The sequence below is a fragment of the Bradyrhizobium campsiandrae genome, assembly GCF_014529705.1.
GTDB classification, from domain to species: Bacteria; Pseudomonadota; Alphaproteobacteria; order Rhizobiales; family Xanthobacteraceae; genus Bradyrhizobium; species Bradyrhizobium campsiandrae.
Map to the genome: position 1 here is coordinate 1 of NZ_JAANIH010000037.1, position 14,502 is coordinate 14,502.

The window sequence follows — 14,502 nt, forward strand, 5'->3', positions numbered from 1 at the left end:
GGGCAACGGGTGTGGAAGTGGCAGCCTGACGGCGGCTTCATCGGGCTCGGCACGTCGCCCTTGAGGCGGATGCGGTTGCGCTTGAGCTTGGGATCCGGCACCGGCACCGCGGAGAGCAGCGCCTTGGTGTAGGGATGCTGCGGATTGCGATAGAGGTCGCTCGCCTTCGCCAGCTCGACGATGCGGCCGAGATACATCACCGCCACGCGGTCGGAGATGTGCTCGACCACCGAGAGATCGTGCGCGACGAAGAGATAAGTGAGGTTCAGCTCGGCCTGGAGGTCTTCCAGGAGATTGATGACCTGGGCCTGGATCGAGACGTCGAGCGCCGACACCGGCTCGTCGCAGACGATCAGCTTCGGCTCGACCGCCAGCGCCCGCGCGATCACGATGCGCTGGCGCTGGCCGCCGGAGAATTCGTGCGGATAGCGGCGCATGTGCTCGGCCTTGAGGCCGACCTTCACGAGCAACCCTGCGACGCGCTCCTCGCGCTCCCTGGCGTTGGACGCGAGATTGTGGATGGTGAAGGCTTCGCCGAGGATGGAGCCGACCGTCATGCGGGGATTGAGCGAGGCGAACGGATCCTGGAAGACGAGCTGCATGTTCCGCCGCATCGCGCGCAGATCGGTGCCGCCGAGCTGGCGCACGTCCTGGCCGTCGAACACGACTTCGCCGTCGGTCGGTTCGATCAGGCGCAGTACGCAGCGTCCCGTCGTCGACTTGCCACAGCCGGATTCACCGACGAGACCGAGCGTCTCGCCGCGATTGACCGAGAATGACACGCCGTCGACCGCGTAGACGCTGCCGACCTGGCGCGACAGCAGACCGCCGAGCACGGGGAAATATTTCTTCAGGCCGCTGACGCGGAGCAAGGGCTCGCTCATGCCGCGCCTCCAACTTGCGTATCGCCGAGATGGCACGCCATGCGGTGGCCGGGCGCGATCTCGCGCAACAGTGGCTCCTTCTCGGTGCAGACGTTCATGGCAAACTTGCAGCGCGGCGCAAAGCGGCAGCCGACCGGCGGATTGATCAGGATCGGCACCGAACCACCGATCGCCTCGAGCCTAGTCTTGTGCTCGCTGTCGAGATCGATGCGCGGGATCGAGCGGATCAGGCCCTGCGTATAGGGATGGCGCGGATCGGCGAAGAGTGCGTCGACACCGGCCTCTTCCACCACCTTGCCGGCATACATCACGACGACACGCTGTGCGGTTTCGGCGACGACGCCCATGGCATGGGTGATGAGCATCACCGCCATGCCGAAGCGTTCCTTCATGTCCTGGAGCAGGTCAAGGATCTGCGCCTGAATGGTGACGTCGAGCGCGGTGGTCGGCTCGTCGGCGATGACGAGCTTGGGTTTGCAGGCGAGCGCCATCGCGATCATCACGCGCTGGCGCATGCCGCCGGAGAACTGGTGCGGATAGTGGTGGACGCGGCCCTCGGCATTCGGAATCTGGACCAGCTTCAGCATCTCGATCGTGCGCTCGATTGCCTGCTTCCTGGTCACGGCTTCATGCCGGCGCAGGCTCTCTGCAATCTGCTCGCCGATCGTGAGCACCGGATTGAGCGAGGTCATCGGCTCCTGGAAGATGAAGCCGATCTCCTTGGCCCTGATCTCGTCGAGCTGGTTGCTCGTCAGCGGCACCAGGTCGCGGCCTTCGAAGATGATCTCGCCCGCCGCGATGCGGCCTGGCGGCATCGCGATCAATTTCAGGATCGACATCGCGGTGACGGTCTTGCCGCAGCCGGACTCGCCGACGACGCAGAGCGTCTCGCCCCGGTTGATCGAAATATCGACGCCGTCCACGGCCTGCAGAATGCCGTCATCGGTGGAGAAGTGGGTTTTCAGACCCTTGATCTCGAGCAGCGGCGCCATCAGATCACCCGTCGCGCATCGAGCGCGTCACGCAGACCGTCGCCGATGAAATTGATGGCGACCACCGCGATGAAGATCGCGCCGCCCGGAAACAGGGCCCAGTGCGGGCCGATGTCGAGGAAATCCTTGGCGTCGTACAGCAGCCGGCCCCAGGTCGGGGTATCAGGCGGAAAGCCGAGACCGAGGAAGGACAGCGTCGATTCCGCGATGATCGCGGCGGCGACGTCGATGGTGCCGGCGATGATCACCGGCCCCAGCGCATTGGGCAGGATGTGCTTCACCACCTGCCGCACCGGGCTGGCACCGAGTGCGCGCGCGGCCTCGACGAACTCCTTCTCGCGAATCGACAGGAACTGCGCGCGGACGAGACGCGCCACCGGCATCCAGCGCAGGCCACCAATCACGAGCACGATCAGGATGAAGATGCCACCCTCGGGTCCGAACACCTGCTTCAACCCGTCGCGGAAGAGATAGATCAGCAGCAGCAGAAGCGGCAATTGTGGCAGCGACAGAAAGAGGTCGGTGAGCCACATCAGGCCGTGCCCAAGCGCGCCGCGCGACATCCCGGCGAGCGCGCCGATCAGCGTGCCGATGAACACCGACACCAGCATCGCGGCGAGCCCGACCGCGAGCGAGATCCGCCCGCCATAGATCATGCGCGCCAGGATGTCCTGGCCGAGATCGTCGGTGCCGAAGGGATGGGCCAGCGACGGCCCCTGCAAACCGGCGACGATGTCGATGTCGTTGATCTTGACGCGCCAGATGAACGGACCGACCACGACCGCCAGGATCAGGACAAGCAGCAGGAACGCGCTGACAACGGCGAGCCTGTGGCGGCTGTAACGCCGCCACGTCTCGCGCCAGGGCGAGTAGACGCCCCGCTCAGCGGAGGGAGATGCGAGGGTCAAGCCAGCCATAAAGAACGTCCGCGATGAGGTTGAACAGCACCACGAGGCACGCGAAGACGAAGGTGACGGCCATCACCACCGGCGTGTCGTTGGAAAGGATGGAGGAGATCAGGAGCGAGCCGATACCGGGGATGCGGAAGATCTGCTCGGTCACGATGGCGCCGCCGAACACGGCAGGCATCTGCAGCGCGATCAGCGTGACGACCGGGATCATGGCGTTGCGCATCACGTGCTTGATGATGACCTTGGCCTGGCCGAGGCCCTTGGCGCGCGCCGTGGTGACGTAGTCGAGCCTGATGACGTCGAGCATCGCCGAGCGTACGAAGCGCGTCATCGACGCCGCCTGGAACAGGCCGAGCACCGCCACCGGCATGATCGCCTGGCGGATCATCTCCAGCACCCAGTGAATGCCGGTCGCCTTGATGTCGGTGGTGTAGACGAAGGGCAGCCAGTCCAGCGTGACCGAGAAGATCAGGATGAACAGGATGCCGGTGAAGAAGGTCGGCAGCGAGAAGCCGACAAAGGCGAGCGTGTTGGCGACCTGGTCGAACAGCGAATAGGGCTTTGTTGCCGCATAGACGCCGACGGGGATCGCGATCAGCAACGCCAGGACCTGCGCCGAGCCGATCACGTAGAGCGTCGCCGGCAGACGTTGCAGGATGAGCGTGTCGACGTTCATCCGGCTGACGAAGGAGAAGCCCCAGTCGCCGTGCAGCATGGCATTGAGCCAGTGCAGATAGCGAAGATAGATCGGATCATCGAGGCCGAACTTGGCCCGAAGCGCGGCCTGCACCTCGGGCGGGACGTTCGGATTGGTCGCCAGTTCCGAGAAGGGATCTCCGGGTGCCAATGCGAGCACGAAGAACAGGACGGCCGAGATCCCGAGCAGGCTCGGGATCGCGATCATCAGACGACGCAGGACATACTGACTCATGAGGGAAGATTCGCTCTAGGCGCGCGTGATCATTCCTCGCGGTACCAGTCGTGCAGATTGTCGGTTTCGTTGGCCCAGCCGCTGATGATCGGGCGCAGATTGTTGGCAGCCGCCTCCACCTTCAGCCGATGCTGCACCGGGATGAAGACGGTATCCTCAAACATGAGGTCGTTGGCCTTGATGTAGTGGGCCGCACGCTTGACCGGATCCATCTCGCTTTCGGCGGCCAGGATCGCTGCGTCGTAGTCCTTGTTGACCCAGCGCGGGAAGTTCGTGCCCTGCCACTTGTTTTCCTTGGTGGCGACGTTGGCCGACATATAGCGGCGCATGTGCTGCGACGGATCCGGCTGGCTCAGCGGGATCTGGAACATCTCGATGTCCGCGTAGAAATGCGCATAGGTGTCGGGGTTGGCGACGTCCGAGGAGAAGAACACCGATGCCACCACCGACTTCAGCTCGACGTCGATGCCCGCCTTCTGACACGCCTGCTTGATGATCGCCTGGGTTTTCTGACGCGGGCCGTTGATCGAGGTCTGGTAGACGATCTTCAGCTTCTTGCCGTCCTTCTCGCGGATGCCGTCCGCGCCCGGCTTCCAGCCGGCGTCATCGAGGAGCTTGGAGGCCTTCTCGATGCTGAATTCCCAACTGGTGTTCTTGGAGACGAACTTCTCGGGACCGTTGAGGAAGTTGGCGGTGGTGCGGCCGGCACGGCCGTAGATCGCCTTCTTGACCGACTCGCGATCGACCAGCATCGAGAGCGCCTTGCGCACCGCGGGGTCGGAGAACAGCGGGTGCTTGGTCTTCATCGAGGAGCGCTCGCCGTCGACCTCGGTGTTGGGATCGGTGAAATTCAGTGCGATGAACTCGGTGTCGCCGCCTACGGCGTAGATGGTCTTGCCCTTGCCGCCCTTCTCGAGCCGCAGCAGGACGTCGTCCTCCACCTGGATGTTCCAGCCGAAATCATACTCGCCGGTCTGGATCACTGCGCGCGCGGCCGAAACCGCGTCGCCGCCGCCCTTCATCTCGACGGTGTCGAAATAAGGCCGGTTCGGCATGTGATAGTCCGGATTGAGTTGGCCGCGGACGAGGTCACCGGGCTTGAACTCGACGAACTTGTAGGGGCCGGTCCCGACCGGAGACAGGTTGGTCGGCGCTTCGCGCGACTTGCTGCCGGTGTAGTCGGCAAACAGATGCTTGGGGATGATGGTGTTCGGAGCTCCGACAAAGGCGTCGGCCCAGAACGGCGTCGGCTTCTTGAACAGAATGCGGACCGTGAGATCGTCCACTTTCTCGACCGTGATGTCGCGGTGCGTTGCAATGGTCAGCGCGGAGGTCGCCGGATCCTTGGCGTACTCCCAGTTGAACACGACGTCGTCCGCGGTGAACGGCTTGCCATCGTGCCATTTGACGCCGGGCTTCAGCTTCCATGTCACAGACTTGCCGTCAGCGGCCAGCCCGCCGTTCTCGATCGAGGGGATTTCCGCCGCCAGCACCAGCTTCATGTTACCGTCCGGATCCCAACAGGCGAGCGGTTCATAGAACAGGCGCGAGCCGTCCTGGTCCTTGGTACCCGTGGCGAAGTGCGGATTGAGCAGGGTCGGGCCCTGCCACCACAGCAGCTTCAGCGCGCCGCCGCCGCCGCGCTTGGTCGGCTTGTAGGTCTGGGCACCTTCGGCCATGGCGACACCGCCGAGCGCGAGGATCTGGTTGGCCATGGGCGCGGTGAGGCCGACGGCGGCCAGGCGCTTGATGAAGGCGCGGCGATCCATCCGCCCGTCCTTCACATCACCGATCATCGAACGCAGTTCTTTGTCCAGCATGGTTGTCCCCGTCTGGTTCCTGTATGGATGCAGGCGGCCGCGGGATGGCCGCCGGGTTTTGGCTGGCGGTAGATGGCACACCGAATAGGCCGCGCGTCAACTGCGGCTGTGTGTATGCAAACGATTTCTGGCTGTCTGTTGAGCAGAACTTCGGTCCGTAGCCCAACGGTTCGGCATTCCGGCGTCAAAATCCGCCGGAAACCAAGTTGCACTGCGAAAAATTTGATCTCCAGATCAGACGAAGTATCGAGACGGAATTCTATGCCACGGACATATCGAGCGGCGGCGCGACGTGGTCCGGCAGCGGGCAGACATAAGGTGTCTTTGCCGTGCGCCTGGTGAGATCGGCCTTCGCTGCCTTGATCAGGTCCGGTTCAGTCAGCGCCTTGATGCCGAGGCCGGCCATGGCCTTGGCGGCCTGCACCATCGCCTTGTGGGCATGCGGGCTCTTGCCCTGCGCCACCACCTGCCAGGTGTGGAAGGGCGTACCGATTGCAACCGTGGGTGCGTGAACCTGCACGGTCGGCACCACCCAGCTCACGTCACCCACATCGGTCGAGCCGACCAGCGGATTGCGCTTGGCGTCGAGCGGTACCAGGAAGTCGGCCAGCGGCCGATCCGTCGGCTCCATGCCGATCGCATAATAGACCGACGCGATGTCCTTGTCGGTCAACGTCGCGCGGATCTGGCTGGCAAATCCCTTGTCGGCGTCATCGAAATGCGGCGGTCCCAGCTCTTCCATGACCCGGTGCAGCGCCTGTTCCAGCGGCGTGTTCGGCAGGATGTTGGAGACCGCAGAGATGATCTTCATTTCGACCTTGGTCTCGGTCATCAAGGCCGCGCCCTCGGCGATCTTGCTGACGCGCCCGACCAGCTCGTTCATGCCGGGAAGGTCGCGGGCGCGAATGGAATAGCGGACGCGAGCGTGGGCCTGCACCACGTTGGGTGCGATGCCGCCGGTGTCGAGCAGCGCGTAATGCACGCGCGCATCACTCGGCATGTGCTCGCGCATGTAGTTCACGCCGACATTCATCAGTTCGACCGCGTCGAGCGCGGAGCGGCCGAGGTGCGGCGAAGCCGCCGCATGCGAGGTGCGGCCGGTGAAGATGAAGTCGGCACGGGTGTTGGCGAGCGAGGGCGTCACCGCAACTTCCCAGAAACTATGCGGATGCCAGGTGATGGCGATATCGGCGTCCGCGAATGCGCCGGAGCGCACCATGAAGGCCTTGGCCGCGCCGCCCTCTTCCGCCGGACAGCCGTAATAGCGCACGCGACCAGGCACCTTGTGCTCCGCGAGCCAGTCCTTGACTGCGGTCGCGGCGAGCAGCGCCGCGGAGCCGAGCAGATTGTGACCGCAACCATGGCCGTGACCGCCGGTCTCGACCGGACGGTGCTCGGCGACGCCTGCCTCCTGGCTGAGGCCTGGCAGCGCGTCATATTCACCCATGAAGGCGATCACCGGACCGCCCTCGCCCCATTCGCCCATCACCGCGGTCGGAATGCCCGCCACCTTCTCGGTGATGCGGAAACCCTGGTGGCGCAATTCGGCGAGATGCTCGGCGGCTGAGCGCGCCTCGGTGTAGCAGACTTCGGGCATGCCCCAGACCTTGTCGCTGAGGTCGATGAAACGCCCCTTGATGGTGTCGATGCCACGCCAGATGTCGCTGCGGTTATCCATTGCTTCGGTCCGTGATCTCTTGGTCAAACGAAGCGGCAATGGTTAGCAGCTTCACCGCTGAACGACCAGCGGCTCGCCGGACATCAGCCATGCGACCGGCGCGACCAACGGTCCAGCGCGCTGCCACTGCAATAAGCACCGGCAGTTCCTGGCGCGATCGGTGAATTGGCCTGGCCGCGCCTGGAATAGTTGAGGTCAAGTCTTTCAAGACGGTCGCCCTCGGCTTAAATTACCGGTGCTTCGCGCGCGCTCGTTTCGCGGCGAAGGGACCGCGTTCGCTAGACCAGGAGACCTCCATGCCTGCCCTGACCGAATGGAGAGTGCCGCCGGCCCATCAGCCGCGCGCGAGCGACTACGGCTTCGACCTCGACCGTGCGCTCGCCTCCGTCGTCGGCCTGCATGCCATCATTCCGCCTGATGCCTTCAGCGCGGAAACGCTAGGTACCGAGCGCGCCGGCAACGGCGTCGTGATTGATGACGGGCTGGTACTCACCATCGGCTATCTCATCACCGAAGCGGAATCCGTCTGGCTTCACCTCGGCGACGGACGCGTCGTCGAAGGACATGCACTCGGTTTCGACGCCGTGACCGGCTTCGGCCTGGTACAGGCGCTCGGCCGGCTCGATGTCGAGCCGCTGCCGCTCGGCTCGTCGGCGGATGTCAGGATCGGCGACCGCGTCGTGGTCGGTGGCGCCGGTGGGCGGACGCGCTCGGTCGCGAGCCAGATCGTCGCCAAGCAGGAATTCGCCGGGTACTGGGAGTATCTGCTCGACGAGGCCTTGTTCACCTATCCCGCCCATCCGAATTGGGGCGGCACCGGACTGATCAACGAGCGCGGCGAATTGATCGGCATCGGCTCGCTCCAGCTCGAGCGCGAACGCGACGGCAAGGCAGAGCACGTCAACATGATCGTGCCGATCGACCTGCTGAAGCCGATCCTGGACGATCTCCGCAAGTTCGGCCGCGTCAACAAGCCGGCGCGCCCGTGGCTCGGGCTCTATTCGACCGAGATCGACAACCGTGTGGTGGTGATCGGGATCTCGTCCAATGGTCCGGCCGCTCGCGCCGAGCTCAAGACCGGCGACGTCATCCTCGCCGTGGACGGCGAAAAAGTCACGAGCCAGACGGCCTTCTATAAAAAGATGTGGGGACTCGGCGCCGCCGGCGTCGACGTGCCGCTGACCGTGCACCATCAGGGCAGCGCGCATCATGAAGGCGTCACGTTCGACGTCACGGTGACCTCGACCGATCGCTTCAAGCTTCTGAAGGCGCCGAAGCTGCACTGATTGCAATAAGGAAAGCGGCAATGACCGAGGCCGTCGTCGACGACATCGTAGCCGTGCTGCCGCCATTGCTCAATGCGCTGGAAGCGCTCGGCTTCTTCGCCCGGCACTTGCATCCGCCGGCCTTTGCTTCCGTCATAGACGCGATCGGCGCGCCTGACGATGCCCTGCAAACCGCGCACGCCGCGGTTGGAGAATGGCCGGAGCAGTTCGCCGGGCTGCGCCAGCGGCTCGATCTTGCCTGCAAGGAGACGCTTTCTGCCTTCGCCGGCATTCGCGACGTCGAGCGCGGCAATGGCGATCTCGTCGCGGTATTTCGTGCCTTGCGTCATCTGCCGCGCGCACAGGAGGCGCTTTATCCGCTATCGGCGCAATTCCCGCCGGTCAGCAACTTCTTCCTCAACGCCGCCAATCGCGGGAATGAGGAACTGCTGTCACGGATCGAGGTCGGCGCGAGCGAGCACACCGGCGTCTTTCACGATCACAATGAGCCGGGCAGCCGCGGCGGCTTCTCGGTCTATGTACCCGAATATTACACACCCGATCGCCCGATGCCCCTCGTGATGGCGCTGCATGGCGGCAGCGGCAACGGCCGCGGCTTCCTGTGGAGCTGGCTGCGCGATGCACGCAGTCTTGGCGCGATCCTGGTCGCGCCAACCGCGACCGGCCAGACCTGGGCGCTGATGGGCGACGACAGCGACACGCCGAACTTGATGCGCATCCTCGAAGCCGTGCGCGGCCGCTGGGCGATCGACGCTTCACGCCTGCTGCTATCAGGCATGAGTGACGGCGGCACCTTCTGCTACGTCAGCGGCCTCGGCGGCGCCTCCCCGTTCACTCACCTTGCGCCGGTGTCGGCGACCTTCCATCCGCTGATGGCGGAGATGGCCGACGCCACGCGGCTCCAAGGCCTGCCTGTTTTCATCACCCACGGCAAGCTCGACTGGATGTTTCCGGTGCAGACCGCACGGCAGACGCAAGGCGCCCTCGCTGCCGCCGGCGCTGACGTCACCTACCGCGAGATCGACGATCTCAGCCACGCCTATCCGCGCGAGATCAATGCGGAGCTGCTGCAATGGCTGAACGGGGCGTGAACGAACCGTCCTTAACTGCGCCGCACTGTCGCGGAACCATCACTCCGGGCCGACGTTGTCCGCCCGACACACCGGAGGGTTCGCCATGCAGACTTTTTTCGGAATGATCCTGGGCGCGCTGCTGCTCGCTTGCGGCGTCTATGTCTATGATTCCATGCAGACGTCGTCCGTCGCCAATGGCGAGGTTGCCATCACCAATCGCACCATCGTGAACTGGGATGTCGCGAAGGCCGATTGGGACCTGCTGCGCGATCGTGCCCACAAGGACTGGGTGCGGATCTCATCGAAGTAAGCTCGATCGACCGGACATGAACAAGGCGCCGTCGCGGTCCTGCGGCGGCGCCTTTGTCGTGGCTGCGAATAGCGTGGCGATAGGTCAGTTCATCTTGGCCTTGCGCGCGTCGGCGATGACCTGCTCGAACTCGGCCATGCTGAGCACGCCCGGCACGCGGTATTTGCCGACGATGAAGGACGGCGTGCCGCGGAAGCCGAAAGCTTCGGCCTGGTCATTGTTGCGCTTGAGGATCGCGTCGATGTCCTTCCCATGCGCCGTGAGATCGCTCTTGAGGCGATCCATGTCGACGCCGATGGAGGCGAGCAGCTCGTTGATGCGCGACTCGGTCAGGCGCGAACTGACGCCCATCATCGCGTCATGGGCCGGATGGTACTTGTCCTGATATTTCGCTGCGAGCGCGATCCGGGCCGCCGTCACCGAGACCGGGCCGAGGACCGGCCAGTCCTTCAAGACCAGCCTCACCTTGCCGTCGTCCTGGACGACCTGGCGAAGCTCGGGTTCGAGCTTGCGGCAATAGGGGCAATTATAGTCGGACCACTCGATGATGCTGATGTTGCCCGCGGGGTTGCCGGCGACGGGAACATCGGGGTCGCGCAGCACCTTGGCTTCGGTGAGCACTTCGTCATCACCGGTAGCTGCCGCGCGCGCCAAGCTTATCCCGCCAGCGGCGAAGGCGCCTGCCCCGATCAACGTCAGCGCCGCGCGGCGCGTCGGCAGAAGGCCGCTTTTTGGGTCCCTAGTCCTGAATCCCGTCATATCTCGTCCCGTTTCGGTCCTATCGCCCCAATACGGCTCAGGACCGGGAAATGTTACGCTCCATATAGAGCGTGGCAGGAGCGATGTCATCGCACCAGCAGCGTCACCACCAGGGGGACCAGGAACGAGGTCACCAGAGCGTTGAGGCTCATGGCAATGCCGGAGAAGACGCCGGCGATCTCGTCGACCTGGAATGCCCGCGCCGTGCCGATGCCGTGCGCGGCAAGGCCGGCGGCGAACCCGCGGGCGCGGTAATCGGTGATGCCGGTGCGGTTCATGAGTGGGGTCACGATGATCGCCCCCATGATGCCGGTAAGGATGACCGCGACCGCGGCCAGCGAAGGATCCGCATGCAGTGATTCGGCGATACCCATGGCGACACCGGCCGTGACCGATTTCGGCGCCAGCGACAGCACCACATCACGCGGCAGGCCGGCAAGTTCTGCGAGCAGCACCACCGACACCACGGCCGCCACCGAGCCCGCGATCAACGCCACCAGCATTGGCACGATGGAGGAGACCACACGCTTGCGGTTTTCGTAAAGCGGCACCGCGAGCGCCACGGTGGCAGGCCCGAGCAGGAAGTGCACGAACTGGGCGCCCGCGAAATAGGTGGTGTAGGACGTGTGGGTCGCGAGCAGGAACGCCCCGATGATCCACATCGCATGCAGCACCGGATTGGCAAACGGATGGCGTCGTGTGGCCAGCGACACCGCGTCCGTGGCCGCGTAGACCAGCAGCGTCACCGTCAGCCAGAGCAGCGGCGATTGCGAGAGATAGACCCAGAGCGAGAACGGGTTGTCTTTCATCTGAAGTCCTGTTGCTTCAACAGGCGGCTGACCAGGCGGAAGGTCAGGACGGTGGCGAGCAAGGTGACGACCACCGACAGGGCAAGCACCAGGACGATGGCGATGCCGTGGGAGGCGAGCAGATCGAGTTCTTGCACCACACCGACGCCGGCAGGCACAAATAGCAGCGAAAGATGCGCCAGCAGGCCTTTGCTGGCGGACTCCACACCATCCTTGCCGAGCGGGCCATGCGCGAGCAACGCAAAGCGATCGCGCGCGAGCAGCAGGGTCAGAAGCAGGAGCAGGCCGAGCACGGGGCCCGGCAGCGGCAGGCCGAGGCCACGGACCACGGCCTCTCCGGTCAGTTGGCAGAGCAGGATAAGGCTGAGACTCGCAAGCATGGCGCATCAAGGGATGCGCCGCCGGGCTTGTCAATTGCCACCATGCGGTGGCCGCGGGCGCTGATGCGCAGCCACAGCACGAGGCAGCATCGCCATCAGCGTTCCGGTCATGGTGGCAATCAGCGAGGTCTTGCCGTCATGCTCGGCAAAGGCCTTGGCCTCGCAGAAGGTAAGCGTGCGGCCGGGCTTGACGACCTCAGCCTTGAACACAAAGCGCTCGCCGCGGGCGGGTGCGAGCAGCGTGGTCTTGAATTCGACGGTGAGGATATCGGCCTCGGCCGGCATCAGCGTAAAGGCGGCGACGCCGCAGGCGTTGTCTAGCCCCGCCGTGATGATGCCGGCATGAACAAAGCCATTCTGCTGCGTCAGCGCCGACGAATGCAGCATGGCCAGCTCGGCCTCGCCCGGCGCCAGGCGGACGATGACGATGCCAAGCGTGTGCATCGCCGGTTGTCGCTCGAACATGGCGACGGCCGCCGCGCGATAGCCCGGATCTTTCGGCTCGAACGCAGCCATGGCTCAGGCCCCGACCGGTTCGGCAACATGTCGCAGCGCTATCGCGCGGACGTCATCGGCGAACGACGCGGATTTGCGCAGGCTACGGTCCATATGCACGGCCGTAAGCTCGCAGAACGCAGCAATCTCGCCAGTCTCAGCGTTCGTCATATCGTGCCGGAAACGGATCGATTTGTCGCGAAGCTCGAGCAGCTGGCTACGGATCTCGATGACATCGCCGGCAAGCAGCTCGCGTCTGTAGGTGATATTCTGCTGGACTGCGGCCATGCCGCGGCCGGAGGCGCGCAGATAGCTCGGCGTCAGCCCGAGCCGGGCAAACAGATTCCAGTTGGCTTCATCGAATTTGCCGACATACCACATGATGTTCATGTGGCCGACGTGATCGCATTGCCACGGATAGACGGTGCCACGATAAGTCGCCTCCTGCTCCAGCGCCATTCCCTGCCCCTGTCCGTGCCTTGATCTTGATACGGTAGCGTATCAGGCAGGAAGCGCGTTAGCAATACGGCGGCGTATCAAGAACCGGTGAGGCTTCCTTCATGAATGACGGCAAGGGCGACGTCTGGGTCGAGGCGGGGTTCAAAGAACTCGCCCGCGCCGGCGTCGAGGGCGTGCGGGTCGAAGTGCTTGCCAAGAATCTCGGCGTTACCAAGGGAGGCTTCTATCGCCGCTTCGCCGACCGAGCCGCGCTGCTCGAGGCCATGCTGGTGCATTGGCGCGAGGGCCGCTCGGCGTCAATCGCGGAGCAGACCAGTCTCGACGGCGAGACGCCCCGCGAGCGACTGAAGGCGGTGATCCAGCTCTATTCCGAACGGCTCAATCCGGAAGGCATGGCGATCGAGCTCGCGATCCGGCAATGGGCCCGTTCCGACGAAAGCGCGGCTGCCGCGGTGGCGAACGTGGATGCAGCACGGCTCAAGCACGTGGCCGAGCTCTATCGCGCGACCGGCCTCGAGGCGGAGGAGGCGGAAGCGCAGGCCTTCCTGTTCTACTGCTTCATCTTCGGCCAGAGCCTCTTGTTCGTCGAGCGCGGCCCGCGCAAGCGGTCACAGCTCGTGACGAAATCGGCCGAGAAATTGTTGGACTAAAACAAAAGGCCGGAGCTCGGCTCCGGCCTCTGCGTCGTCTTGAAGCCTCAGGCGGCGCCCTTCAGCTTCTTGTTGCATTCGCTGTAATAGCCGCCGCCCTTCTCGATCCACTTCATGCCGCCATTGCCGTTGGTGGTCTTGTTGGCGTTGTACTGGTCGACGCAGGTATGGAGGCGTGCCTTGCCGGCGGTCTCTTTGGCGTATTTGGGATCGACCGCGTTCGGGAAGATCGCGGGGCCGGCCGGCAGGGTCGGCGCCGGAGCAGCAGCGGGGGCTGCCTCCTTCTTGGCCTGTTTCGGCTCGGCAGCAGGCGGGGGCGCCGCCGGGGCCGCCGCGGTTGGCGCAGCCGCAGGCGTCGCGTCGGCACCGCACTGGGCCTTGCGGAAGTCATTCCATTTCATGGTGCCGAGCGAGCCGTCCTTCTTGGCTGCCTGGTATTTCGCACTGCACTCCTGCGAGGTCAGCGCCTGGGCCGGCGCACTCGCCACCAGCGCGGCAACGCCCGACACCGCAATTGCACACAACAGTTTGGCTTGGATGGTCATCCTTGGTCTCCCTCAGGAAAGCAAAACGAGGATTGCTATCCTAGCGTGCCCCCGACGTCCGACAAGGAAGTGATGCTGCTCGACGCCAAAATATAGTGACCCCTCCGTTCAGGTTTATTCATGTCGCGTTCAGCAACACGGGCCGACGTTCGCGGCCCTCCGCAACTCTCGCAAGAAGAGCCCTATCATGACCCTCGCCTCCCGCCTTGCCGTCGTCGCGATCGCCTCCCTATTCGCCGCCGGCACCGCCTTCGCGCAGACCGCGGCGCCGGCCGCCAAGACCGATGCTGCCGCCACCACCGACAAAAAGGCACCGAAGGAGCACTCGGCCGAGTCGCTCGAATGCTCCAAGCAGGCGGATGCCAAGGGCCTGCATGGCAAGGAGCGCAAGAAATTCCGCTCCGAGTGCATCAAGACCGCGAAGGCCGGCGGCACTCCCGCGCCCGCGCCAGCCGCTGACAAGAAGTAAATCCGTCACAATCCGCTCCTCGCCTTTGGCGGGAGGCGCACGCATTGCGGC

The 14,502-nt window shown here is 64.4% G+C and carries 17 protein-coding genes; 5 read left to right on the top strand and 12 right to left on the bottom strand.

What is annotated here, in order from left to right; all coding sequences use genetic code 11:
- The 6 genes from G8O24_RS25140 to G8O24_RS25165 form a co-directional block, all read right to left on the bottom strand.
- Nucleotides 1-884 (bottom strand): ABC transporter ATP-binding protein (locus G8O24_RS25140; protein WP_188104056.1); only part of this gene is annotated, 884 nt, incomplete at its 3' end.
- A complete protein-coding gene (locus G8O24_RS25145) occupies nt 881-1,876 on the bottom strand; it encodes an ABC transporter ATP-binding protein (RefSeq protein WP_188104058.1) in 996 nt (331 codons plus the stop codon). The genes G8O24_RS25140 and G8O24_RS25145, both read right to left, overlap by 4 nt.
- Nucleotides 1,876-2,793, bottom strand: a complete 918-nt coding sequence (locus tag G8O24_RS25150) for an ABC transporter permease (protein WP_188104060.1) — start codon at nt 2,791-2,793, stop codon at nt 1,876-1,878. Before G8O24_RS25150 ends, G8O24_RS25145 begins: the two co-directional genes overlap by 1 nt.
- Nucleotides 2,759-3,718 (bottom strand): ABC transporter permease, encoded by a 960-nt coding sequence (locus tag G8O24_RS25155; RefSeq protein WP_188104062.1) that lies wholly within the window; start codon nt 3,716-3,718, stop codon nt 2,759-2,761. Before G8O24_RS25155 ends, G8O24_RS25150 begins: the two co-directional genes overlap by 35 nt.
- A gap of 29 nt (nt 3,719-3,747) precedes the next feature.
- The gene (locus G8O24_RS25160; protein WP_188104064.1) at nt 3,748-5,538 is read right to left on the bottom strand and encodes a peptide ABC transporter substrate-binding protein; all 1,791 of its coding nucleotides are present in this window, start codon (nt 5,536-5,538) and stop codon (nt 3,748-3,750) included.
- Between the two features lie 259 nt (nt 5,539-5,797).
- A complete protein-coding gene (locus tag G8O24_RS25165) occupies nt 5,798-7,216 on the bottom strand; it encodes a M20 family metallopeptidase (protein ID WP_188104066.1) in 1,419 nt (472 codons plus the stop codon).
- A gap of 296 nt (nt 7,217-7,512) precedes the next feature.
- On the opposite strand from G8O24_RS25165, the gene G8O24_RS25170 reads away from it, so the two are divergent.
- The 3 genes from G8O24_RS25170 (at nt 7,513) to G8O24_RS25180 (ending at nt 9,885) form a co-directional block, all read left to right on the top strand.
- Nucleotides 7,513-8,502, top strand: a complete 990-nt coding sequence (locus tag G8O24_RS25170) for a S1C family serine protease (protein ID WP_188104077.1) — start codon at nt 7,513-7,515, stop codon at nt 8,500-8,502.
- 20 nt (nt 8,503-8,522) lie between these two features.
- Entirely contained in the window at nt 8,523-9,593 is a 1,071-nt protein-coding gene (locus G8O24_RS25175; protein WP_188104078.1) for a carboxylesterase family protein, read from the top strand.
- Between the two features lie 85 nt (nt 9,594-9,678).
- Nucleotides 9,679-9,885 (top strand): hypothetical protein, encoded by a 207-nt coding sequence (locus G8O24_RS25180; RefSeq protein ID WP_188104080.1) that lies wholly within the window; start codon nt 9,679-9,681, stop codon nt 9,883-9,885.
- 84 nt (nt 9,886-9,969) lie between these two features.
- On the opposite strand, the gene G8O24_RS25185 is transcribed toward G8O24_RS25180, so the two are convergent.
- The 5 genes from G8O24_RS25185 to G8O24_RS25205 form a co-directional block, all read right to left on the bottom strand.
- On the bottom strand, nt 9,970-10,644 hold the full coding sequence (locus G8O24_RS25185; protein ID WP_188104082.1) for a DsbA family protein: 675 nt from the start codon (nt 10,642-10,644) through the stop codon (nt 9,970-9,972).
- Nucleotides 10,645-10,730: 86 nt separating this feature from the next.
- Nucleotides 10,731-11,453, bottom strand: a complete 723-nt coding sequence (locus G8O24_RS25190; RefSeq protein WP_188104084.1) for an LrgB family protein — start codon at nt 11,451-11,453, stop codon at nt 10,731-10,733.
- On the bottom strand, nt 11,450-11,833 hold the full coding sequence (locus G8O24_RS25195) for a CidA/LrgA family protein (protein WP_188104086.1): 384 nt from the start codon (nt 11,831-11,833) through the stop codon (nt 11,450-11,452). The genes G8O24_RS25190 and G8O24_RS25195 overlap by 4 nt, the downstream gene beginning before the upstream one ends.
- Nucleotides 11,834-11,863: 30 nt before the next feature.
- Nucleotides 11,864-12,349 carry a PaaI family thioesterase gene (locus tag G8O24_RS25200; protein WP_188104088.1) on the bottom strand — a complete coding sequence of 162 codons (486 nt, stop codon included), beginning with the start codon at nt 12,347-12,349 and terminating at the stop codon, nt 11,864-11,866.
- Nucleotides 12,350-12,352: 3 nt separating this feature from the next.
- Entirely contained in the window at nt 12,353-12,781 is a 429-nt protein-coding gene (locus G8O24_RS25205; protein WP_202988776.1) for an acyl-CoA thioesterase, read from the bottom strand.
- Nucleotides 12,782-12,888: 107 nt separating this feature from the next.
- Between G8O24_RS25205 and G8O24_RS25210 the strand changes: the two genes are divergently transcribed.
- Nucleotides 12,889-13,437, top strand: coding sequence for a TetR/AcrR family transcriptional regulator (locus G8O24_RS25210; RefSeq protein ID WP_188104092.1), 549 nt, complete (start codon nt 12,889-12,891; stop codon nt 13,435-13,437).
- A gap of 47 nt (nt 13,438-13,484) precedes the next feature.
- Here G8O24_RS25210 and G8O24_RS25215 read toward each other — a convergent pair whose 3' ends face one another.
- On the bottom strand, nt 13,485-13,982 hold the full coding sequence (locus G8O24_RS25215; protein WP_188104093.1) for a hypothetical protein: 498 nt from the start codon (nt 13,980-13,982) through the stop codon (nt 13,485-13,487).
- 187 nt (nt 13,983-14,169) lie between these two features.
- On the opposite strand from G8O24_RS25215, the gene G8O24_RS25220 reads away from it, so the two are divergent.
- Nucleotides 14,170-14,451 carry a PsiF family protein gene (locus G8O24_RS25220; RefSeq protein WP_188104095.1) on the top strand — a complete coding sequence of 94 codons (282 nt, stop codon included), beginning with the start codon at nt 14,170-14,172 and terminating at the stop codon, nt 14,449-14,451.
- The last annotated feature ends 51 nt before the right edge of the window (nt 14,452-14,502 follow it).

Bases quoted from the DNA above. Each gene is read 5' to 3' on its own strand.
- G8O24_RS25195 (WP_188104086.1), bottom strand. From the start codon at position 11,833: ATGCTTGCGAGTCTCAGCCTTATCCTGCTCTGCCAACTGACCGGAGAG.
- G8O24_RS25180 (WP_188104080.1), top strand. From the start codon at position 9,679: ATGCAGACTTTTTTCGGAATGATCCTGGGCGCGCTGCTGCTCGCTTGC.
- G8O24_RS25220 (WP_188104095.1), top strand. From the start codon at position 14,170: ATGACCCTCGCCTCCCGCCTTGCCGTCGTCGCGATCGCCTCCCTATTC.
- G8O24_RS25145 (WP_188104058.1), bottom strand. From the start codon at position 1,876: ATGGCGCCGCTGCTCGAGATCAAGGGTCTGAAAACCCACTTCTCCACC.
- G8O24_RS25155 (WP_188104062.1), bottom strand. From the start codon at position 3,718: ATGAGTCAGTATGTCCTGCGTCGTCTGATGATCGCGATCCCGAGCCTG.
- G8O24_RS25175 (WP_188104078.1), top strand. From the start codon at position 8,523: ATGACCGAGGCCGTCGTCGACGACATCGTAGCCGTGCTGCCGCCATTG.
- G8O24_RS25170 (WP_188104077.1), top strand. From the start codon at position 7,513: ATGCCTGCCCTGACCGAATGGAGAGTGCCGCCGGCCCATCAGCCGCGC.
- G8O24_RS25200 (WP_188104088.1), bottom strand. From the start codon at position 12,349: ATGGCTGCGTTCGAGCCGAAAGATCCGGGCTATCGCGCGGCGGCCGTC.
- G8O24_RS25210 (WP_188104092.1), top strand. From the start codon at position 12,889: ATGAATGACGGCAAGGGCGACGTCTGGGTCGAGGCGGGGTTCAAAGAA.
- G8O24_RS25190 (WP_188104084.1), bottom strand. From the start codon at position 11,453: ATGAAAGACAACCCGTTCTCGCTCTGGGTCTATCTCTCGCAATCGCCG.
- G8O24_RS25165 (WP_188104066.1), bottom strand. From the start codon at position 7,216: ATGGATAACCGCAGCGACATCTGGCGTGGCATCGACACCATCAAGGGG.
- G8O24_RS25215 (WP_188104093.1), bottom strand. From the start codon at position 13,982: ATGACCATCCAAGCCAAACTGTTGTGTGCAATTGCGGTGTCGGGCGTT.
- G8O24_RS25150 (WP_188104060.1), bottom strand. From the start codon at position 2,793: ATGGCTGGCTTGACCCTCGCATCTCCCTCCGCTGAGCGGGGCGTCTAC.
- G8O24_RS25185 (WP_188104082.1), bottom strand. From the start codon at position 10,644: ATGACGGGATTCAGGACTAGGGACCCAAAAAGCGGCCTTCTGCCGACG.
- G8O24_RS25160 (WP_188104064.1), bottom strand. From the start codon at position 5,538: ATGCTGGACAAAGAACTGCGTTCGATGATCGGTGATGTGAAGGACGGG.